General features: G+C 73.9%; 18 protein-coding genes. 10 read left to right on the forward strand and 8 right to left on the reverse strand.

Annotation, left to right across the window (positions count from 1 at the left end):
* The first annotated feature begins 480 nt into the window (after positions 1 to 480).
* Positions 481 to 696 carry a hypothetical protein gene (locus O4J56_RS12215; protein ID WP_270685854.1) on the forward strand — a complete coding sequence of 72 codons (216 nt, stop codon included), beginning with the start codon at positions 481 to 483 and terminating at the stop codon, positions 694 to 696.
* A 125-nt stretch (positions 697 to 821) separates the two neighbouring features.
* Here O4J56_RS12215 and O4J56_RS12220 read toward each other — a convergent pair whose 3' ends face one another.
* From O4J56_RS12220 to O4J56_RS12235, 4 genes are all read right to left on the reverse strand, one after another.
* Positions 822 to 1,964 carry a Kelch repeat-containing protein gene (locus O4J56_RS12220; protein WP_270685855.1) on the reverse strand — a complete coding sequence of 381 codons (1,143 nt, stop codon included), beginning with the start codon at positions 1,962 to 1,964 and terminating at the stop codon, positions 822 to 824.
* A gap of 296 nt (positions 1,965 to 2,260) precedes the next feature.
* Positions 2,261 to 2,830 carry a dihydrofolate reductase family protein gene (locus O4J56_RS12225; RefSeq protein ID WP_270685856.1) on the reverse strand — a complete coding sequence of 190 codons (570 nt, stop codon included), beginning with the start codon at positions 2,828 to 2,830 and terminating at the stop codon, positions 2,261 to 2,263.
* 107 nt (positions 2,831 to 2,937) lie between these two features.
* Positions 2,938 to 3,672 carry a hypothetical protein gene (locus O4J56_RS12230; RefSeq protein WP_270685857.1) on the reverse strand — a complete coding sequence of 245 codons (735 nt, stop codon included), beginning with the start codon at positions 3,670 to 3,672 and terminating at the stop codon, positions 2,938 to 2,940.
* A gap of 348 nt (positions 3,673 to 4,020) precedes the next feature.
* On the reverse strand, positions 4,021 to 4,368 hold the full coding sequence (locus O4J56_RS12235; protein ID WP_270685858.1) for a DoxX family protein: 348 nt from the start codon (positions 4,366 to 4,368) through the stop codon (positions 4,021 to 4,023).
* A gap of 470 nt (positions 4,369 to 4,838) precedes the next feature.
* Between O4J56_RS12235 and O4J56_RS12240 the strand changes: the two genes are divergently transcribed.
* The 3 genes from O4J56_RS12240 to O4J56_RS12250 are packed head-to-tail and all read left to right on the forward strand — an operon-like array spanning position 4,839 to position 9,735.
* Positions 4,839 to 6,176 carry an MFS transporter gene (locus O4J56_RS12240; protein WP_270685859.1) on the forward strand — a complete coding sequence of 446 codons (1,338 nt, stop codon included), beginning with the start codon at positions 4,839 to 4,841 and terminating at the stop codon, positions 6,174 to 6,176.
* The gene (locus O4J56_RS12245; protein ID WP_270685860.1) at positions 6,173 to 8,257 is read left to right on the forward strand and encodes a molybdopterin oxidoreductase family protein; all 2,085 of its coding nucleotides are present in this window, start codon (positions 6,173 to 6,175) and stop codon (positions 8,255 to 8,257) included. Before O4J56_RS12240 ends, O4J56_RS12245 begins: the two co-directional genes overlap by 4 nt.
* On the forward strand, positions 8,254 to 9,735 hold the full coding sequence (locus tag O4J56_RS12250; protein ID WP_270685861.1) for an FAD-dependent oxidoreductase: 1,482 nt from the start codon (positions 8,254 to 8,256) through the stop codon (positions 9,733 to 9,735). Before O4J56_RS12245 ends, O4J56_RS12250 begins: the two co-directional genes overlap by 4 nt.
* A 473-nt stretch (positions 9,736 to 10,208) precedes the next feature.
* Here O4J56_RS12250 and O4J56_RS12255 read toward each other — a convergent pair whose 3' ends face one another.
* Positions 10,209 to 11,303 (reverse strand): 3-dehydroquinate synthase II, encoded by a 1,095-nt coding sequence (locus O4J56_RS12255; protein ID WP_270685862.1) that lies wholly within the window; start codon positions 11,301 to 11,303, stop codon positions 10,209 to 10,211.
* A gap of 212 nt (positions 11,304 to 11,515) precedes the next feature.
* On the opposite strand from O4J56_RS12255, the gene O4J56_RS12260 reads away from it, so the two are divergent.
* Positions 11,516 to 12,748 (forward strand): aspartate kinase, encoded by a 1,233-nt coding sequence (locus tag O4J56_RS12260; RefSeq protein WP_270685863.1) that lies wholly within the window; start codon positions 11,516 to 11,518, stop codon positions 12,746 to 12,748.
* A gap of 46 nt (positions 12,749 to 12,794) precedes the next feature.
* Positions 12,795 to 13,619: a 2-amino-3,7-dideoxy-D-threo-hept-6-ulosonate synthase gene (locus O4J56_RS12265; protein WP_270685864.1), complete on the forward strand. Its 825-nt coding sequence runs from the start codon at positions 12,795 to 12,797 to the stop codon at positions 13,617 to 13,619.
* 67 nt (positions 13,620 to 13,686) lie between these two features.
* On the opposite strand, the gene O4J56_RS12270 is transcribed toward O4J56_RS12265, so the two are convergent.
* Complete coding sequence (locus O4J56_RS12270; RefSeq protein WP_270685865.1) at positions 13,687 to 14,067, reverse strand: VOC family protein; 381 nt, start codon at positions 14,065 to 14,067, stop codon at positions 13,687 to 13,689.
* A 226-nt stretch (positions 14,068 to 14,293) separates the two neighbouring features.
* Between O4J56_RS12270 and O4J56_RS12275 the strand changes: the two genes are divergently transcribed.
* Genes O4J56_RS12275 through O4J56_RS12285 form a run of 3 tightly spaced genes read left to right on the forward strand, consistent with a single transcriptional unit; the run spans position 14,294 to position 17,165 of the window.
* Positions 14,294 to 15,406: an NAD(P)/FAD-dependent oxidoreductase gene (locus O4J56_RS12275; RefSeq protein ID WP_270685866.1), complete on the forward strand. Its 1,113-nt coding sequence runs from the start codon at positions 14,294 to 14,296 to the stop codon at positions 15,404 to 15,406.
* The gene (locus O4J56_RS12280) at positions 15,403 to 16,269 is read left to right on the forward strand and encodes an NmrA family NAD(P)-binding protein (RefSeq protein WP_270685867.1); all 867 of its coding nucleotides are present in this window, start codon (positions 15,403 to 15,405) and stop codon (positions 16,267 to 16,269) included. Before O4J56_RS12275 ends, O4J56_RS12280 begins: the two co-directional genes overlap by 4 nt.
* Before the next feature lie 23 nt (positions 16,270 to 16,292).
* The gene (locus O4J56_RS12285; RefSeq protein ID WP_270685868.1) at positions 16,293 to 17,165 is read left to right on the forward strand and encodes an NAD-dependent epimerase/dehydratase family protein; all 873 of its coding nucleotides are present in this window, start codon (positions 16,293 to 16,295) and stop codon (positions 17,163 to 17,165) included.
* A gap of 89 nt (positions 17,166 to 17,254) precedes the next feature.
* Here O4J56_RS12285 and O4J56_RS12290 read toward each other — a convergent pair whose 3' ends face one another.
* Entirely contained in the window at positions 17,255 to 18,847 is a 1,593-nt protein-coding gene (locus O4J56_RS12290) for an FAD-binding oxidoreductase (RefSeq protein ID WP_270685869.1), read from the reverse strand.
* Between the two features lie 207 nt (positions 18,848 to 19,054).
* Between O4J56_RS12290 and O4J56_RS12295 the strand changes: the two genes are divergently transcribed.
* Positions 19,055 to 19,546 (forward strand): cupin domain-containing protein, encoded by a 492-nt coding sequence (locus O4J56_RS12295; RefSeq protein ID WP_270685870.1) that lies wholly within the window; start codon positions 19,055 to 19,057, stop codon positions 19,544 to 19,546.
* A gap of 22 nt (positions 19,547 to 19,568) precedes the next feature.
* Here the strand turns inward: O4J56_RS12295 and O4J56_RS12300 are convergent, their stop codons facing one another.
* The gene (locus O4J56_RS12300; RefSeq protein ID WP_270685871.1) at positions 19,569 to 20,201 is read right to left on the reverse strand and encodes a TetR/AcrR family transcriptional regulator; all 633 of its coding nucleotides are present in this window, start codon (positions 20,199 to 20,201) and stop codon (positions 19,569 to 19,571) included.
* Between the last annotated feature and the right edge of the window lie 60 nt (positions 20,202 to 20,261).

Consider the following 20,261-nt stretch of genomic DNA (forward strand, 5'->3'; position numbering starts at 1 on the left):
GTCCCCACCTCCGCCTTTCCCGCCCCGGTGCCGATTTCAGGCACCGGGCCGGGCCCGGGGGGCGTCGGCCGGGCCGAGTTCGGGTTCGGGCCCGCTCAGCGGCGCGGGCTCCATTCCGGGGGCGGCCGGTTCGGAGGCGGGCATCGCCTATCCCACGGCCCAGCTCGTCCAGTCAGAGGAAATGCGGGCGCGGGCGATGACCACCCGCCACACCGCATCCTTCGTGCCCCTGCTGGTGTCCGGTCCCAGGATCAGGTCTCGGACGGCGAGAAGGGGGCCGGTTCGTCCACCAGCCGCCGGGCCGCCCCCTACGCATCCGCCCACGGGTGGGTGGACTGGTACAACAACACCCGCCTGCACGATGAGCTCGGCCACGTCCCGCCGGTCGAATACGAGGCGTCCTACTACGCCCGGAACACCCAGGAACCACAGGTCACAGCACAGAAAGCGAGTTTCTAAACAACCCCGGGGAGATTCACTGTGCTGCGCCGCCTGGAGCGCGCCATGGCCCCACACCGGAAGGTGATGGCCGAGATCATCGCGCAGGACCCAGGTGAGCAGCAGCGGCGTGCCCATTTAAAGAACAAGACCCGCACCGCGGACGCTGCCGGGCTGTCGTCCTGGACCACGAGCGACCTAACGCTCGAGAAGGCGCTACAGGACCCGAACGACCTGGCCGAGAACCTCATCGACTAAGTCAGGAGGTTCTCGTCGCACCTGGACACATTCAAGTCGTTCGAGTTCGAGAGCGTGATCCACACCCTCGAATCACGCAAGCGATCGGACTCGATCAAGTCCGGACCGGCCAACATAAGCATGCATTAATAGGAATAAAGCAATCCTTCCGATACCCCTTCGCCATTTGAACATCCACTCCCTCCCCAAATAAAAATCCCGCCCTCCCCAAGAAGGGATTCAGAAGCCCCATTGCATCTACTGGGAAACTCACTTGACCGCCAAGAATAAGATTTCATTCCCGGAATTGACAATCGACTGATTCCGCGATCCGAGATAGAATAAATAGATTCTCCGTCAATCCAACTCATTCCGACATTCAGGGGGTATTGCATCAAATCAATATCGCCTACATACTCACCGCTTACCCTTTTGGCTTGCACCCCCTCCTTATCAATCTCTACAAAAGAAGTCGCATCATCACCATCGACTATCCCGTACACTGTTCCTGAATTCGAGCTCACAAGACTTACACTTCCTCCCATTTTTGATACTGGGATGCGATCAAGTCTACTAATCGCACCGCTTTCGACATCCACGCGAAGTAAGCCGACCTCATCTCCCCTGTTCCCAAATGTAGCAGCCACAAGAGTACTAGTATTTAGTGCGGCCAGGCCAAGGACTTTTTCCCCCAAATCAAGACGAGTCCATGATTCGTCCTTAAGTGAAAATACGTCAATACTCTCGGCACCTATGGCCGGATCTGCATTCCCACCAAAAATATACACACGATTGGAATGATAAATCGACCTCGCTGACGCGCGGGCCACCGGCGCATCAGGAAGTGTTCTCCATTCGTCACTCTCAAAGTCAAACGCTGCCCCATTTTTAAAGAAACTCCTGCTGTCCTCCGGAGCGTCACCTCCCCAGATCAACATCTCACTTCCTGCTAGTACCGCAGTATGGCGCATTCTGGCTTCCAGGGGGGCCTCAGGGAGCAATTCCCAAGTATCTTCACTCAGATTGTACAATAGCCCATCGTTTGAGACAGAACCAGAGTCAAGGCCTCGCCCTCCCCAAATACCTACTCCTTCTGGGGCCACAACTGCTGAATGACCGCTCCTGGACTCCGTCGGGGCCGAATCTGTCGTTTTTCCAGTAAATGGAAAGTCATTAGCTCCTTGCCAAGAACACGAAGTACCGAACAAGAAAATAGATACAAGCCCGTAAGATATAATTGACCGCTTCTTGTAGAAGCCTATCCTGAGACTCCGATCTTCTTCAGACATTCGGCAGTCCCTTCTTGAGATGCATGCGAGTTGCTTTCAGCCTGCACCCAGGCAATCCTCTCCTGATCATCAACGCAACTCCTTACCAACGAGTCACTGGCAAGTGGATCGCGTGGAGCATAGCCACTGGTTGACGTGCGGCCAATTGCGTCGCGCACAAGTTTTCGCAGTTCACCCCCGACAGTCGGGAAGCCCGTGCTCCTGCCTTCCGCGCCCCAGCCCTATCGGCTAAGAATGCATGACCTGGGCGTTCCTTACTACGCAACCCCCTCTCTATAGTGACCGAATCCGGCCGTTCACTTCTCATCCGATGGGAAGGTATAGCGCAGCAGTGCCACGCCGTTGCCGAAGATGTGGTGCTCGGCCAGGGTGAGGGACCTGAGGCCGCCCTCGTCGAGGAAGAGGCGGCGGCCGCCGCCCACGAGGACCGGGTGTACGTACAGCCGGAGCTCGTCCACCAGGCCCTGTCGGAGGAAGGCTCCGGTCAGGTCGGTTCCGCCCAGGTAGAGGTCCCCGTGGAGCTCCTTCAGCCCGCGGATGTGCTCCGGGTCCACCTCGCGGACGACCGTGGTGTTCCACCCGGCCTCCGCAAGCGTCCGGGAGAAGACGTACTTCGGCTTCTCCCGCCACATGCGGGCGAAGTCCGCGACCGGGGCGGGGGCCTCGGGGTCGGCGTCGGCCTCCGGCCACACCTCGACCTCCAGCTCGTAGCCGACCCGGCCGGACATGAACGCCCCGGCGCCGCGCAGGACGTCGTTGAAGTGCGTGTGGAGTTCGTCGTCGACCATGTGCCAGGCCAGGCTGCGCTCCGGCCCCTCCATGAACCCGTCGACCGAGACCGATGACATCACGATGACCTTTGCCATGCACCGACGCTAGTGCGCACCGGTGACATTCGCGGGGACCCACACCGCGGCGGGGCGTCGGCGCCGAGGTCCGGAGCGCCGCGCCCGGGGCGCGGGGATCCCCGTGCTCAGGGCAGGAAGTCCAGGAACGCCTCGCGGCCCGCGATGCGCCCCAGCGTCGGCAGCCCTGTCGTGCGGGTCCACAGCAGGCGGTCCACGACCCGGTAGGCGACCCCGGTCATCTCCGCGGGCGCCGCGGGCGGCACCCGCAGCACCACCGCGTCGCCGCGCGCCGGGCGCTCGGCGGCCAGGTAGGTGACCGCCTCCCCGGCCCGGCCGCCGCCGGTGCGCACCTCGATGCGCAGCAGCGCGAAGCGCTCCCCCGCCCGCGCCGACCAGGCCTGCGACGACGCGCTCAGCTCCTCCAGCAGCATCGCGTGGCGGAGCGGGACGGACGCCTCGGGCCCGGGGGCGCGGGCGGCCTGCCCGCCGTCGCCGGCGGGCGGCACTACCGGGCCGCCCGGGCGCAGCGCCTCCACCAGCGCCGCCGCCCCCGTGCCGGCGTCGACGCGCACCCGTCGCTCCCGCCCGCCGGGCCAGGAGGCGATGATCGCGGGCCGCTCCCCGGTCAGGTCCACCGTGTGGACCAGGAGCCCGTGCGCGGCCCCGGCCCGCTGCACGCTCGCCAGCCGGTACAGCAGCGGGGCCCACCACTCGCCGCCCGCCCAGGAGCCGCGGCGGGTGGCGGTGCCCGCCGGGACGGCCGGAGGCGCCGGGTCGCCCCCCTCACCCCCGGTGCCGCCCGCGCTCGCGGCCCCGCCCGCGTCCCGGACGGCATCGACCCCGTCGCTCTCCGTGCCCATGGCCGCCTCCCCTGCCGCCCGGACGGGGGCGGCCTCCCGTCTCAGCCCTTTGAGGAGTCCTCCCCAGGCCCCGTTCCGGGCGGCCCGGTGCCGCCCGGCGGGGCGGTCATTGGCCCCCGGTCTCTTCGGTTCCGCATTCATCGGCCCTGTCGTCATCGATTCCGGCTTTCATGGTCGAACCGCACGGACAATGCCCCGCGACCGTAAACAGGCGGCCGCGGGGCGGACAGGGCCGAGAGTCCATCGACCGTCACGGTCGGTAGCCCCGGCGCCGCCACCTGCCGGGGCGGGCGACAGGGCGCGTGGCCGACTCCGGTCAGGGATGCGCGTGTCGGTTCACGTGCAGGTTCATACGGCGGAGCCGAGCCAGAGGGAGGCCGCCACGGGGGCCAGGTAGAGCAGCGGCGCGGGGATGTGGGAGTAACGCCGCGCACGCAGGACGGTGATCTCCGCGCCGATGAAGTACAGGACCAGGCCGATTCCGGCGGCCGCCCCGATGGCGGGGACGAAGAGGCCGACGAGCAGCCCGAGGGCCCCGGCCGCCTTGGCGGCGCTCAGCCACGGCCACCAGGAGCGGGGGACTCCGTAGATCTCCATGGAGTGGGCGATCCAGTCGACCCCGCGATAGAGGACGACGGCGGAGAACCCCACCATGGCGGCGGCGAGCAGGGTCACGGCGATGTAGGCGATGGTCATCTCGGATGCTCCTCGGGTCGGGGGACGTTCTCACCGCTCTGACGGAGCGCACCGCACATGTGTGACCGGCGGGGCGGAAGGCCGCGTCCGTTGGTGTGGTGTGATTCCATCCGCACAGGTGGACCGGTCACATCGGCCCTCGGTCGAAGCGATCCGGCCTTCGCCGGTCCCGACCGGCGGCCCGCCCGTCGGCGGCGGCGGCCGAAGGTTCCACCACTCCAGCGGACACCATCGGGCGGAACCGCGTCCCGACGCTCCTTCGCTCCATAGCCCCCTCGCCGAGGCCCCGCGGAGCCGATCCCCCGTTCTGGGGACGACACCGTCCCGCGCGGCCCCACCGCCCCGTCGGGATCCCTGGATTCCGTGAGGCCCCGGGGCGCCCGCCCGCCGCAGACTTTGCGGTACCGGCCTCCGGACGCCCCGAATCCGGACACCTCGAACGCCGCCAAGCCGCCCATGGGAACGGAACCATGCGCACTCGCCCCGGCCCGATGTCCCCCCACTCCCCCGACCGCCGGCGCATCGGCCACTGGAACCCCGAGGACGAGGGGTTCTGGCGTTCCACCGGACGCGCCGTCGCCCTGCGCAACCTGCGCGCCTCGGTGTTCGCCGAACACCTCGCCTTCTCCGTGTGGGGCATGTGGTCCGTGCTGCTGCTGTTCATGACGCCCGAGCGCGGGTTCGGCCTCGCGCCCTCGCAGGGCTTCCTGCTGGTCAGCATCGTCACCGTGACCGGCGCCGCGCTGCGCGTCCCCTACACCCTCGCCGCCGCCCGCTTCGGCGGACGGACGTGGACCCTCGCCGCCGTCGCCGTCCTCCTGGTGCCCGCGTCCCTGGCGGCCGTCCTCGTCGACCGCCCCGGAACGCCCTTCTGGCTGCTGTGCCTCCTCGCCGCCACGGCGGGCCTGGGCGGCGCCAACTTCTCCTCCTCGACGGCCAACATCGACCGGTTCTTCCCCGGGCGCGAGAAGGGATGGGCCCTCGGCGCCAACGCCGGCGGCGGGAACCTCGGCGTGCCCGCCGTCCAGCTGCTCGGCCTGGCCACCGCCGCCGTCCTCGGCCAGGAGCACGGCCGGGTGCTGCCCCTGATCTACGTTCCCCTGCTGCTGGCGGCCCTGTGGACGGTCCGGCGGTCGATGGACGACCTGCCGGCGCCCCGCGCGGCGGCGGCCCCGCGGTCGGCCGTGCTCGCGGACCGGGACTTCTGGCGCCTGTCCCTGCTCTACACCGGCACCTTCGGCTCGTTCATCGGCTTCTCCTTCGCCTTCGGCCTGCTGCTGCAGAGCACGTTCGGCCGCACCCCGGCGGAGGCCGCCGCCGTGGCGTTCGTCGGCCCCCTGCTCGGGTCGCTGGCGCGCCCCCTGGGCGGGCTGCTCGCCGACCGCTGCGGAGGCGGCGCCGCGACCGCGTGGCTGTTCGCCGCCATGGCGGCCGGGACCGGCCTCATCCTGGCGGCGTCCGCCGCCGGAGCACCCGCCGCCTTCATCGCGGGCTTCGTTGCGCTGTTCCTGCTCAGCGGCCTGGGAAACGGAGCGGTGTTCACGCTGATCCCCTCGGTCTTCGCCGCGCGCCCGGCGGCGGGGCCGGACGGCGGGGGCCTGTCCGGAACGGCGCTCGGGCTGACCGGGGCGATCGGCGCCCTGGGCGGCGCGCTCGTCAACCTCGTGCTCTACCGGTCCTTCGCGGCCACGGGCGGGGCCGAGCACGCCTACGCCGCCTTCATCGCCCTCTACGCCGTGTGCATCGCGGTGACCGTCCGCCACTACCTGCGCCCGCGCGCCCCGCACCGAGAGGCGGCCGACCGGTGACCACCACCCACTGCCCCTACTGCGCCCTGCAGTGCGCCATGCACGTCGAGCCCTCCCCCGGCGGGGGATGGCGCACGCGCCCCGCCGACTTCCCCGTGAACCGGGGCGGCCTGTGCCGGAAGGGCTGGACGGCGGCCGGGCTCCTCACCTCGCCCGACCGCATCACCGCGCCCCTGATGCGCGCCTCCCGGGACGCCCCGCTGCTCCCGACCGACTGGGACACCGCGCTGGACCGCGTCGCCGGCCGCCTGGCCGCCCTCCGCGGCGAGTACGGCCCCGACGCGGTCGCCGTCTTCGGCTCCGGCGGGCTGACCAACGAGAAGGCCTACCTGCTGGGCAAGTTCGCCCGCCTGGCGCTGCGCACCTCCCGGATCGACTACAACGGGCGGTTCTGCATGTCGTCGGCGGCCGCGGCGTCCTCGCGCGCGTTCGGCGCCGACCGCGGCCTGCCCTTCCCCGTCACCGACCTGGCGGGCGCCCGCACCGTGCTGCTCGCGGGCGCCAACCCCGCCGAGACCATGCCCCCGCTCATGGGCCACCTGGCCGCGCCGGCGCTCGTGGTCGTCGACCCCCGCCGCACCGCCACCGCCGAGGCCGCCCTCCGCGGCGGGGGCCTCCACCTGGCGCCGCGGCCGGGCACCGACGCCGCCCTGGCCCGGGGCATGCTGCACGCCGCCCGGGAGCTGGGCCTGCTGGACACCGCCTACATCGAGCGGCGCACCCGCGGATTCGGGGCGGCCTGGGCGCAGGCGGCCGCCTGGTGGCCCGAACGCGCCGAGCGCGCCACCGGCGTGCCCGCCGCGCACATCCGGCGGGCCGTCCGGACCCTGGGCCGAGCCCCGGGCGCCTACGTCCTCACCGGCCGCGGTACCGAGCAGCACTCCACCGGTACCGGGACCGCAGCGGCCTGGATCGACCTGGCGCTGGCCCTGGGGCTGCCCGGCAGGCGCGGGTCCGGGTTCGGCTGCCTGACCGGGCAGGGGAACGGGCAGGGCGGCCGCGAGCACGGGCAGAAGGCCGACCAGCTCCCCGGGTACCGCCGCATCGACGACGAGCGGGACCGCGCGCACGTGGCCTCGGTGTGGGGCGTGGCCGCCGCCGACCTCCCCGGGCCGGGCCCCAGCGCCTTCGAGCTGCTGGACGCCCTCGGGACGGAGGGCGGGCCGCGCGCCCTGCTGGTCTTCGGCTCCAATCCGGCGGTCTCGGCCCCGGACGCGGGGCGGATCCGCTCCCGCCTGGCCGCCGCCGATCTTGTGGTGGTGGCGGACTTCGTGCCGTCGGAGACGGCCATGGCCGCCGACGTGGTCCTGCCCGTCGCCCAGTGGGCCGAGGAGGAGGGCACGGTGACCAACCTGGAGGGGCGCGTCCTCCGGCGCCGGGCCGCCCTGCCCCCACCGCCCGAGGTGCGCACCGACCTGGAGGTCATCGGCGCCCTGGCGGCCCGCCTCGGCCAGCCCGCCGAGCGCTTCCCGACCGACCCGGACCTCGTCCTGGAGGAGCTGCGCGCCGCCTCCGAGGGCGGGACGGCCGACTACTCCGGGGTCGGGGCCGACCGCCTGGAGGCCGGCGAGGCGCTGTACTGGCCGGTGCCGCGCGGCGGCGCACCCACGCCCCGCCCGTTCCTCGACCGCTTCGCCCACCCCGACGGCCGCGCGCGCTTCGCCGCTGCCCCGGCGGGCACGCCCGCCGAGGCGCCCGACGACCGCTACCCGCTCACCGCGACCACCGGGCGGATCATGGGCCACTACCAGTCGGGCGCCCAGACCCGCAGGATCGGGGAGCTGGCCGAGGCCGAACCAGAGGCGTTCGCCGAGGTGCACCCGGACACCGCCCGCGCCTACGGCCTGTCCGCCGGGGACCGGGTGCGGGTCGTCTCGCGCCGGGGGTCGGCGGCGGTCCGCCTCCGGCCGACGGGGGCCTGCCCGCGCGGCACCGTCTTCCTGCCGTTCCACTTTCCCGACGGCCAGTCCGCCAACAACCTCACCAACCCGGCGCTCGACCCCGTCAGCCGGATGCCCGAGTTCAAGGTCGCCGCGGTCCGGCTGGAGCCCGCGGACGGCCCCACCGGAGGTGACCCGTGAGCCCTCGCCCCGTTCCTTACCGCCCCCGCCGTCCCCGCCGCGTCGTCGTCATCGGCAACGGGATGGTCGGCGCCCGGTTCGCCGAGGAGGTGCGCCGCCTCGACCCCGGCGGCGACCGGGTGCGGCTGACCGTCGTGGGCGAGGAGCCCGGCCCCTGCAACCGGGTCCTGCTCCCCGGGGTCCTCTCCGGTGCGCTGCGCCCGGAGGAGGTGGGGATGCCGCGGCCGGAGGGGCCGGGCACCGCGGTCCTCGGGGCGCACGCCGCGGCGGTGGACCGGTCCGGGCGCCGCGTGCTCCTCGCGGACGGGCGGGCGCTCGGATACGACCGGCTGGTGCTGGCCACCGGGGCGCGGCCGGTGGTGCCCCCGGTGGCCGGGCTGCGGGCGCCGGACGGCGGCCCGGGTCCGGGTGCGGCGGTCCTGCGCGGCCCGGACGACTGCCGCCGCATCGCGCGCCTGGCCCGGCCCGGCGACCCGGTGGCCGTGCTGGGCGGCGGGCCGCTGGGCCTGGAGACGGCGCGGGCGCTGGCGGTGCGCGGCCACCCGGTGACCGTCGTGGAGGCCGCGCACCGGATCATGCCGCACCGGCTCGACCGGGCGGGCGGCCGCCTCCTGGCGGAGCTGCTGGAGCGGCGGGGGGTGCGGGTCCTCAGCGGGCGCGCGTGCACGGCGTGGGTGCCCGGCCGGGGCCTGGACCTGGACGACGGGACGCGCGTCCCGGCGCGCGCCGTGGTGGTCGCCGTCGGCGTGCGCGCCTCGGCCCGGCTGGCCGAGGAGGCCGGGATCGCCGTGCGCGGCGGCGTGCTGGTCGACGACGCGCTGGCCACCAGCGACCCGCTGGTGCACGCGATCGGCGACTGCGCCGAGCACCCCGGAGGGGGCGCGGGGCTGGTCGGCCCCGGCTGGGAGCAGGCCGCGGTGCTCGCCGGGCGGCTCACCGGCCGCACGCCGGACGCCGCCTACCGGGGCGCCCGTACGGTCACCCGGCTGAAGGCGGACGGGATCGAGATGGTGTCCGTGGGCGAGGTCGGCGACGGCCCGGGGGCACAGACCGCGGGGGATCCGCCGGAGGAGGTGACCGTCTCCGACCCGGCCGGCGGCCGCTACGCCCGGCTGCTGCTGCGGGCGGGGCGGGTGAGCGGGGCCGTGGTCGTGGGCCTGCCGGGGGCGGCCGCGGCGGTCACCGCGGCCTTCGACGCCGACGCGCCGGTCCCGCCCGACCGCCTCGGACTGCTCCTGGGCGCCGACCTCGCCTCCGCGGACGCGGGCGGCGGGAGCGGCGACGGGCGGGCGCCGGTGTGCCGCTGCAACGGGGTGTCGCGGGACAGGATCGAGCAGGCCTGGCTGGAGGGCGCCCGCGACCTCGCGGGGATGGCGCGGGCCACCCGCGCCACGACGGGCTGCGGGGGCTGCGCCGGCGACGTGGGGGCGCTCCTGGACCGCTGGTCCAAGGACACCCCGGAGCCGGCCCGCGGCTGAGGGCCCACCGCCGGTGCCGTGCCCGGCGGCGGCCCCGGCGGGTGGAGGCGGGTGGATGGTGTCCCGCCGAAGAGCGGGTCTCAGGTCGGGACGGGTCGACCCCGCCCCCCGGGGCCGTCACCGGCGGGCCGACCCGGGCCGATGGAAAACACACCACTCCGAGGACACTGTTGGTGGATTTCCCATGGACGAGGACCGGTGGAGCGGGAGGACCGGGCGCGCTCGGACAGGCCGTGCGCCCGAACGCTCCCGGCCGGGTGCGCAGGGGCTCGGCGGCACGGGCCCCGACATCGGCCCGTGCGCGGCCCGCCGCCGTCCGGCCGGGTCACGGCTTGGAACACGCACGCGAAAGGATTCGCCGACAGTGCCCTCCGAGGGACACGGCCGGCGGGTGTCCTCCGCCGTGCTCGGGCGGGGAGCGGCGGAGGCGGGGCGGCACCCTGTCCCCCGCCCCGCCTCCGGTCTCCGGCGGGTCACTGCTCCCGGCAGTACTCCTCGATCGGATAGCCGACGTGCCGGTCCTCGGTGGGCAGGTGCCCCAAGACCTTGTCGCCCGGCTTCAGCTCGGTGGAGTTGAGCACCGCGTCGCCGGGTCCGAGGACGCGCACGTGCCAGTCGTCCTGGAGGATCAGGTTCACCTCCTCGCCGCCGTCGGCCACCGCGCGCACCGACAGCAGCGGCCGGGTCTCGATCTTCACCCGCCCCACGGTCACCATCCGGGTGCGCCCGGAGGTGTCCACCGCCATCACCTGGCCGCCCGATCGCAGCTCGCTCAGGTAGTTGGTGCGCCCGTCGCGGGAGAGCGTGTAGGAGTGGATCGCGCCGGCGTTCACCCGGAACGGGCGCGTGGGCATGTACGGCAGGGGGTGGGTCTCACTGACGCACAGGATCATCCCCTTGGAGGTGGAGCCGACGAGGATGCCCTCGTTCTGCTCGAAGTAGGTGCAGGTGTCCACGCACGCGCGCTCGCCCATCCCCACGTGCTCGACCTCGGTCACGGTGAGCTCGGCCAGCCCCACGTCGGGGACCTGCGCGGCGGCGGTCTCGCGCAGCCGGGTGGCGTCCCCGACGGCGCGCGGGGCCATCATCACCCCGTCGGACCCGTGCTCCAGCACGCCGAAGATGATCTCGGCCTCCTGCACGTCGGCCGCGCGGGTGATGATGCCGCCCTCGGCACCGTGGGCGGCGGCCAGCACGATCTCCAGGGGGATCTTCGTGGGGTCGCGGAAGTCGAGCACGCTGAAGCGCTCCTCCCGCGCCGCCCTGCACGCCGCGTCCAGGGTCGGGGCGTCGACCACCTCCACGTAGAGCCCGGTCTCCACCTCCGGGTGCTCTTCGGCGAACCCGGCGGGCACCCCGCCGTCGGGGAACAGCACCACGTCGGCCCCGGCGACGTCGCCGGGCACGCCGCCGCGGGGCAGGTACACCCGCCGGACGGTCGGCGGCACCAGCGCGAGGCCCCCGGTGTCGTCGGAGACGATCGCGTCCACCCGCTGGTGGACCGCCTCCTCGATGACGGCCTTCTTGGCCTCGCCCAGTCCGCGGATGTCGATCCAGCACAGTTTCATGTCCGCTCCTTCCCGATCCTGTCGCATCGTGCTCGGTGCGCGCCCCGCGCGGCATCACGTGTACGCGGGACGGCGCCCGCGCCCGTCCCCCCGTCCCGGAACCGCGTGAACACGTGACGTGTGCGCACGCGGCCGCGGCACAGACTCGGGGGCACCGGCAGGCGGACCCGGACCTGCCGGCGGAGGCCACGGCGAAGGGACGCCACACCGCCATGAACGCAATCGCCGTCCAGAAGTTCGGCGGGTCCTCGCTCGCGGAGCCCGGGCAGGTGCTCCGGGCCGCCGGGCTCGTGCGGAGCGCGCACCGGGCCGGGAACCGCACCGTCGTGTGCGTGTCCGCCCGCGGCGACACCACCGACAGGCTGGTCGCCGAGGCCGGGGCGTTCGGCGCGCCCGACCCCCGGGAGGCGGACCAGCTCCTGGCGACCGGCGAGACCGCCTCGGCCGCGACCATGGCCATGGCGCTGGGCTCGCTCGGGGTGCCCGCGGTGTCGATGACCGCGGCCCAGGCCGGGATCGCGGCCGCCCCCGCGGGCGGGGAGATGCGCATCTCCGGCATCGACACCGCGGGCATCCGCGCCGCCCTGGGCGCCGGACGCGCCGTGGTCGTCGCCGGCTTCCAAGGGGTCGACGCCTCCGGCGCCACCCGCACCCTGGGCCGCGGCGGATCCGACACCACCGCCGTCGCCCTCGCCGCCGCGCTCGGCGCCCCGCGGTGCGCGATCTACACGGACGTGGACGGGGTCTACACCGCCGACCCGCGCACCGTCCCGGACGCGCGGGCGATCCCCCGGCTCCCGCTGGGGGTCATGAGCGAGATGGCCATCTCCGGCGCGCGCGTCCTGCACGCCCGGGCGGTGGAGCTCGCCGCCGTCCACGGCATCACGATCACCGTCGCCGCGCCGGATTCCGGGCGCCCGGGGACGGTCGTCCACGGAGGGAGCACCGACGTGCTGGAAGGAACCGGATTCGCCGTCGCCGTCACCCACACCCCGCGTGTGGCGCGCATCCTGCTGCAGGGCCCGGGCGGGCCGCTGACCGGCGTGCTGGCCGGCGTCCTGGCCGAGCGCCGCATCCCCTTGGAGCCGGTGGGGTGGACCTCGGGCGCGGCGGGGTCGGAGTTCGCGGTCCGCGCCGAGCACCTGCCCGCCGCGGAGGAGGCGCTGCGGGAGGCGGCCGCGCACACCCGCCTGACCTACGCGGTCGACGCGAGCGCGGGCCAGGTGTCCCTGGTCGGCGTGGGCCTGCTGAACCGGCCCGAGTACACCGGCCGGATCCTGCGCGCCCTGGAGGAGCGCGGCATCCCCGCCGAGTGGGCGCTGACCACCCAGTCCCGGGCGAGCGTCCTCGTGCCGGCCGAATCGGTCGGGCGGGCCGCGGCGGCGGTGCACGAGGAGTTCGGACTCGCCCGCCCGGACGCGTCCCCGGCCGGGGCCGCGACGTGAGCCCCGCCCGCACGCCGAACCGATCGCACGGAGAGGACCTGGGAGCATGACCCCATACCGATCGTCGGCGGCGCTGATGCGGCTGCGCCGCCTGCACCGCCACGGCGACGACCGGCTGTTCGTGGTGCCGCTGGACCACTCGGTCGCCGACGGCCCGATCGTGGCCGCCGAGCGCCTGGACCCCCTGGTGGGCACGCTCACCGACAACGGGGTGGACGCCGTCGTCCTGCACAAGGGCCGGGTGCCGTTCATCGACCCGGCCCGCTTCGCGGGCATGCGGCTGGTGGTGCACCTGAGCGCGAGCACCGGCCACGCCCCCGACCCCGACGCCAAGTACCTGGTCGCCAGCGTGGAGGCCGCCGTGCGGATGGCGGCCGACGCCGTGAGCGTCCACGTCAACCTGGGCTCGGACGACGAGCGCCGGCAGATCGCGGACCTGGGCGCGGTCGCCGAGGCCTGCCGGGAGTGGAGCGTTCCGCTGCTGGCCATGGTCTACCCGCGGGGGCCGCGGGTCGTCGACCCGCGCGACCCGGCGCTGCTGGCCCATGCCGCGTCGCTGGCCACCGACCTGGGGGCGGACATCGTGAAGCTGCCCTCGACCGCCCGGCCCGACGAGATGGCCGACGTGGTCCGGCAGAGCGCGCTCCCGGTGATCACGGCGGGCGGCCCGGTCGGGGACGAGGCGGGGGTGCACGAGCACGTGCGGCGCCTGCTGGAGGCCGGGACGTCCGGGGTCGCCATGGGCAGGAACGTCTTCTGGGCGGCCGACCCCGGGCGCGCCGCCCGCCGCCTGGCCGAGGTGGTCCACCCCTGCCTGCGCCCGGGCCTGGGGGCGCGGGGAGGGCCGGCGTCGCTGCCGGCCGGTGTGTAGCCGGTTCCGAAGAAGCGGGAGGGGCGGGCCGCGGCGGCCCGCCCCTCCCCGTCCGCGCCGTGGGCCCCTACTCGGGCTGGCCCTCGTAGATGGTGACCCGGTAGCCGTCGGGGTCCTGGAAGATGAACTCGCGCCCGCAGGAGCCGTCGCACAGCGGCTTGACCATGGGCCCGCCCGCCTCCTGCATACGCGCGGCGAGCTTGTCGGGGTCCTGGGCCTTGATCCAGACCACCACACCCCAGGCGAGCTCGTCGACGGCGTCGAGGTCGTCGGTGGCCTGCCGCAGTGCGATCTTGATGGGCTCGGCCCCGAGGACGGCCGCGTTGGGCACCTTCGAGGGGACGGTCGTGAAGCCCACGAGTTCGGTGTAGAAGCGCTTGGACCGCTCCAGGTCCCGGACCTGCAGGGTGAGGAAGTCGGGGCCGACGACGTTGGTGTTCTCGCTCATGGGTGCGGCTCCTATGCGTCGAGTGAGCTGGGAGGGCCCGTCCCGCCCGTGGTGGGACCGGCCGTCCCAGCCTCGCCCCGGCCCGGGGCCGGGAGCATCCCTGCTTCCCGCCATCGCCGCACCGGGGCCGAATCACGCGATCACGGGACGTGCACGTCCGCGGCGTGGGACCAGACTGCCCGGTGGAGCGATGTCGCGCGCCCGCCGGACGAGGAGAGGTTCGCTGATGACGGGATACCGAAAGAGACTCGACACGGTGGTCATCGGGGCCGGTGTACTGGGCCTGGCCGCCACCGACGCCCTCGCACGCCGGGGCGTGGACGTGGTCTGCTTCGAGGGCCGGCGGCCCGGGCAGGCCCAGTCCGGCGGCCGGTCGCGGACCTTCCGGCACCGCCACGACGACCCGGACGCGGTCCGCCTGGCCGCCGACGCGCTGGCGCTGTGGCGCCGGTGGGAGGAGCGCGCCGGCGCGGTGCTGGTGGGCGGCGAGGGCGCCGTCTACGCGGGCATGACCGCTGCCGACGCCGAAGGGCTGCGCCTGCACGGCGTCCCCCACGAGTGGGCCGACGGCGCCCGCCCCTCCCCCCACTTCGGGGCGCTGGCCCCGGTCTCGGGACCGCTGCTGGTCGACCCCACCGCCGGCGCCATCCGCACGCGCACCGCCATCGAGGCCCTGTGCGACTGGGTGGGCGACCGCATCATCGCCCAGGACGTGCACGGGGTGACCGTGCCCCCGGACGGCGAGGGCGTGGAGCTGCACACCGAGGACGCGATCTACCGGGCGCGGCACGTGGTCGTGTGCGCGGGGGCGCAGACCCCGGCGCTGGCCGCGGGGGCCGGGATCGGCATCCCCCTGGAGCAGGCCCTGCACACGCGCCCCCACTACCGGGTGCGCCGGGAGTTCGCTGACACGCCGCGCCCGTGCTGGGTGGACCGCGGCGGCGAGTTCGGGGAGACGGTCTACGGGTCCGCGATCGGCGGCACGGACACCTTCGTCGTCGGCCTGATCGGGCAGGGCGTCGACGTGCCGATGGACGGCGGCCTGCCGGTCGGCACCGAGATGGAGGAGCACGTCCGGCGGCTCACGGCCTACGTCGCCAAGGCCCTTCCCGGCCTGGAGCCCGAGCCGGTCGGCGTCCGCGTGTGCGTGATGACCAAGCTGCCCGGGGGCAGCGACGCCTTCGGGGTGTGGACCGCCCCCGGGGTGACCGCGGTGACCGGGCACAACCTGTTCAAGCTCGCGCCGCTGCTGGGCGAGGTGCTCGCCGACAGCGCCCAGGGCGGGGAGCTCCCGCCGCCGGTGCGCAGGCTCACCCGGGCCGGGACGGTGGCGGCGTGAGCGCCGCCGCGCCGGACCCGGTCCTGGTGACCGGGGCGACGGGGACGGTGGGCCGGATGCTCACGGCCGGGCTGGCCGCCCAGGGAGTGCTCCCCCGGGTGATGCTCCGGCCCGGTTCGGAGTCGGCGCCGCCGGAGGGCGGGGTCCCGGTGAGGGCCGACGCGGACGACCCGGCGTCGCTGCGCGCGGCCTTCTCCGGGGTGCGGTCGCTGTTCCTGCTCACCCCGCTGGGCAGGCGCCAGGACCTGCGGCACGCGCGGCTGCTGGAGGCCGCCGAGCGGGCCGGGGTGGAGTGGATCGTCAAGGTGTCGGCGCTGGGCGCCGACCCCGCCTCCCCCGTGCCGGTGCACCGCGAGCACGGCCTGTCGGATGCGGCGCTGGCGGCCTCCGGCATCCCGCACGCGGTCCTGCGGCCCAACGCGTTCATGCAGAACACCGCCCAGTGGAGGGCCACGATCGAGCGCATGGGGGCGATCCGGCTGCCCATGGGCCGGTCCCGGGTGAGCATGGTGGACGCGCGCGACGTGGCCGCCGCGGCGTGCGCGGCCCTGGTCGCCCCGGGCCCCGGGCCGGTCGCGGTCGACCTGACCGGGCCCGAGGCGCTGTCCTATGACGAGATCGCCGCCGCGGTGTCCGGGGCGGCCGGGGTCCCGGTGCGCTACTGCGACGTGTCGCCGGAGGAGGCGGCCGAGGGGATGCGCGCGAACGGCATGCCCGACTGGGCGATCGAGTCCAGGCTGGCGCTGTACGCGACGATCCGCGCGGGCGAGGCGGAGGCGGTGACCGACGGCGTGCGGATGCTGACCGGGCGCCCGCCGCGCCGGCTCGCCGACCTGTTGGCCGAGACCGGGTACCCGCTGTGACCCGGGAGAGGGAGGGGAAGCCGATGCGGATCTTCGCCGTCGGGGCGACCGGCGTGCTGGGCGGCGCGCTGGTGCCTGAACTGCTGGGGCGCGGCCACCGGGTCACGGTGATGGCCCCCGACCGCCTGGACGGGGTGCCCGACCGGGCCGAGGCGGTGGCCGGCGACCTGCTCGACGCCGGGACGGACCTGGCGCCGCTGGTGGAGGGGCACGACGCGGTCGTCAACGTGGCCACGAGCATGCCGCGCGACCCGTCCCGGCCGGGCGCCTGGGCCCTGGCCGGGCGGGTGCGCTCGGAGGGCACGCCGCGCCTGGTCGACGCCGTGCGCCGGGCGTCGGTGGGCCGGATGGTGCAGATGAGCATCACCATGGCCTATGCCCCCGGCGGTGACCGGTGGCTGCGGGAGGACGCCCCCTTCGACCCCGACCCGGCGCGCCGTGCGCTGGTGGGCCCGGTGGCGGAGATGGAGGACGCGGTCACCGCCGTGCCGCCGGGCGAGCTCGCCTGGACGGTGCTGCGCGGCGCGCGCTTCGTCGGCCCGGGGACGGTCCAGGACGCCCAGCGGGACCTGCTGTCCCGCGGCGCCCTGAGCGTCCCGGGCGAGGAGGGGTCCTATGTGTCCATGGTGCACGTCGCCGATTTCGCCGACGCGGTCGTCGCGGCCGTGGAACGGGGGCTCGTCGGGCGGGTCCTGAACGTGGCCGACATCCCCGTGCGCGTGGGGGACTACTACCGGGCGCTGGCCGAGCGGACCGGCACCCCCGCCCCGCCGACCGACCCGGGGACCGCGCCGGACCTGCCGTCGCACCGGGTGTGGAGCGGCGCGGCCGGGACGGAGCTGGGCTGGGCACCGCGCCGGGGCGTGCTGCCCGAGCCGGTGCCCGCGCACGGGTGACCGGCGCCGCCGTCGGGACGGCGGGGGCCGCCGGGGACGGGTGTCCGTCCCCGGCGGCCCCCGCGGTCTCAGGGCGGGTCTCCGCGGTCTCAGGGCAGGCGCACGGATTGCGCGTGGTGGAACACGTCCTTGGGGTCCCAGCGCTTCTTGGCCTTCTGCAGCCGCTTGTAGTTCCCCTTGAAGTACAGCTCGTGCCACGGGGTCCCCGAGGTGTTGTACTTCTCGTCCGAGAGGTCGGCGTCGCAGTAGTTGATGAAGCAGCCGTCGGTGTCGGCGTTGGGCACGGGCACGCCCCCGGTGTCCGCGTAGACGGCCGAGTAGAGGCCGCGGTGCCACTCCAGGTGGCGGTCGTCCTCCTTCTCGCTCTGCCAGGCGGTGCCCCACAGCAGCAGCATGACCGCGTCGCGGTGCGGGTTGGCCGTGTCCCCGGGTGCGAGCTCGTTGATGCGGCCGCCGTAGGAGGCGATGGAGACCACGAACGGCGGCTGGGCGTAGTCGGTGTCGGAGAGCCTCTGGTAGAAGGCCGCGATCTGGGCGTCGGTGAACCCCTTGCGGTGGTAGCTGGACTTGTACTTGTAGCGGTCGGTCGGGTTGCTCATCCACATGCCCGGCCAGCCCGAGGCGTGCAGCCAGGGCATCCTCCGGTGGTCGGTCACGGTCGGGGTGACGCCCGAGCCCGCGTTGACCTCGGCCAGGAAGTCGTCGAGCAGCCCCTCGGCGCCGGGCTTGCCCGCGTCCATCTGCACGACCAGGTGGAAGGCGCCGGAGGGGCGGGTGGTCAGCTCCAGCCGGGAGAACAGGCCCGTGTAGGGGGTCCCGGCCCCGCTGTTGGCCTCCAGCCAGGCCCCGTAGTTGCGCATGATGGTGGTGAACGCCTTCTCGGTCATGGACTCCCAGGACCATTCCGAGCGGTGCACCCAGACCTCGGACGGCGGGGCGGGCAGGGCCTTCTCGGGGGTGGTGCCGCCGCCGGGCGAGCGGAACCAGAACCGGGTGGCGATGCCGAAGGAGCCCCCGCCGGCGCCGGTGTGCGCCCACCACAGGTCGCGCGCGGGGTCGTCCTTGCCGCGGGTGGCCACGACCTTCCTGACCGTGCCGTCGGCGTCGGCCACGACCGCCTCCACGGCGCTGAGGTGGTCGCTGATGAGCCCGTGCTCGCGGCTGAGCTGCCCGTACCCGGCGCCGGGGACGTGGCCTCCGGCGCGGACCGTGTAGCAGGACCCGCCGGGCAGGGTGCGCCCCCACTGTTTGATCAGGGTGTAGTAGACGTCCCCGAGCGCGGCTCCGGCCTCCACGCACACGGCGTTGCGGTCGGCGTCCCAGGAGATGCCGTCCATCCGGCTCATGTCCACGACCGCCCCGACCCCGGGGCGGTCGACGAAGTTCTCATAGCAGTGGCCGCCGCTGCGCACGGACAGCTCGTGGCCGGATTCGAGCGCCCGCTCCACGGCGGCGACCGCGTCGTCGGCCGAGGCCGGCAGGTGGACCCGGTCGGGCGCCCCGATCCAGCGCTGGTTCTGCCCGCGGGTGAGCGCGGGGTAGCGCGGGTCGTCGGCGCCCAGGGACACGAGCCCGCCCGCGGGCGCCGGCGCCGCCTGGGCGGACCGGGCCGGGGCGAGGAAGGCGGCTCCCCCGGCGAGCGCCGACCAGGTGAGCATGCCTCGGCGTGAGATCGCATTCATCGGACCTTCTCGCAAGACTCGCGGGGCCGCCCGGCCGGGAGGCCCCTGCGCTGCATGGACACGCCCAGGGTCCCGGGAGGGCCCAGGTGGGCGATATAGCGCAAATAAGGGATTCGCACGAAATGCGCACAGTGTGACGCTTGAGCGACGCATCGTGCCTGCGGCGACGGCGCCGGCAGGACCGGTTCCAGGAGAGGAGAGCGTTCGGTGAGCGCTGAGGAGAGCAAGGCCAGAGCCGTCCACGTCCCGGCCGGAGAGGGGCCGAGCGTGTGGGCGTTCAGCGGGGACCGCTACACCCTGAAGGCCGCGACCAAGGACACCCACGGCGCCCTGGGGGTGATGGAGGCCGAGATCCCCCCGGGCAGCGGCCCGCCCCTGCACCTGCACCAGAATGAGGACGAGATCTTCTACCTGCTGGAGGGCACGCTGGAGATCACCGACGTCGACCGGACCTTCGTCGCGCACCGGGGGGCGTTCCTGCTCCTGCCCCGCGGCTCGGCGCACCGGTTCCAGAACATCGGGGACACGCCCGCCCGGATGCTGATGCTGTTCACCCCGAGCGGCTTCGAGGAGTTCTTCATGGAGGTCGGCGAGCAGGTGCGGGAGGGCGAGGCGGCCCCCTCGCCCGACCGCTTCGCCACCGACGTCGAGCGCTCGATGCGCATCGCCGCCGAGAAGTACGGGATCGAGCAGCTCTGAGGGCGTAGGCCCCCGCAGGCGGTCAGGACGCCGGAGAGGCCGCGTCCGGGCGGGCCTGCCGGGCGAGCCGGTCCCAGCCCGCCATGGCGGCGTCGACCACCGCGTGCACCCGCTCCCGGTCGGCGCCGTCGCGCGCCTGGATGGACAGGCCGTGCAGGACGGTCAGCGCGTAGGAGGCCAGGGTGTCGGCGTCGGCCCCGGGGGGCAGGTCGCCCTCCTCGGTGCCGCGCACGATGCGCCCGCGCACCTTGGCGTGGTCCCGGCGCCGGCATTCGGCCAGGTAGGCCCGGATGTGCTCGTTGCCCTCGGCCAGGTTCACCCCCGACAGCACGACCATGCAGCCCGCCGGGGTCTCGGGGTCGACATAGGCGTCGGCGTTGCCGCGCAGCATGGCCTCGACCGCCTCCCGGGCCGTGGGCCGGCCCATCGCCCGGTCGGTGGGCGAGGACTGGGGGCTGTTGTAGAGCTCCACGGCCTCGCGGAAGAGGTCGTCCTTGGCCCCGAAGGCCGCGTACAGGCTGGTCGGGGTGATCCCCATGGCCGCGGTGAGCATCGCCAGCGAGGTGCCCTCGTAGCCGTGCTCCCAGAACAGGCGCATCGCGGTCCTGAGCGCCGCCTCCCGGTCGAACCGCCGCGGACGTCCGCGTCCCGCCATCGGGCCCACCGCCTTCCCTTGACACCCGCCCCCGATCCTAGCAATTATGTAGCGATCACT

This window comes from Nocardiopsis endophytica, from assembly GCF_027706725.1.
Taxonomy (GTDB): domain Bacteria; phylum Actinomycetota; class Actinomycetes; order Streptosporangiales; family Streptosporangiaceae; genus Nocardiopsis_A; species Nocardiopsis_A endophytica.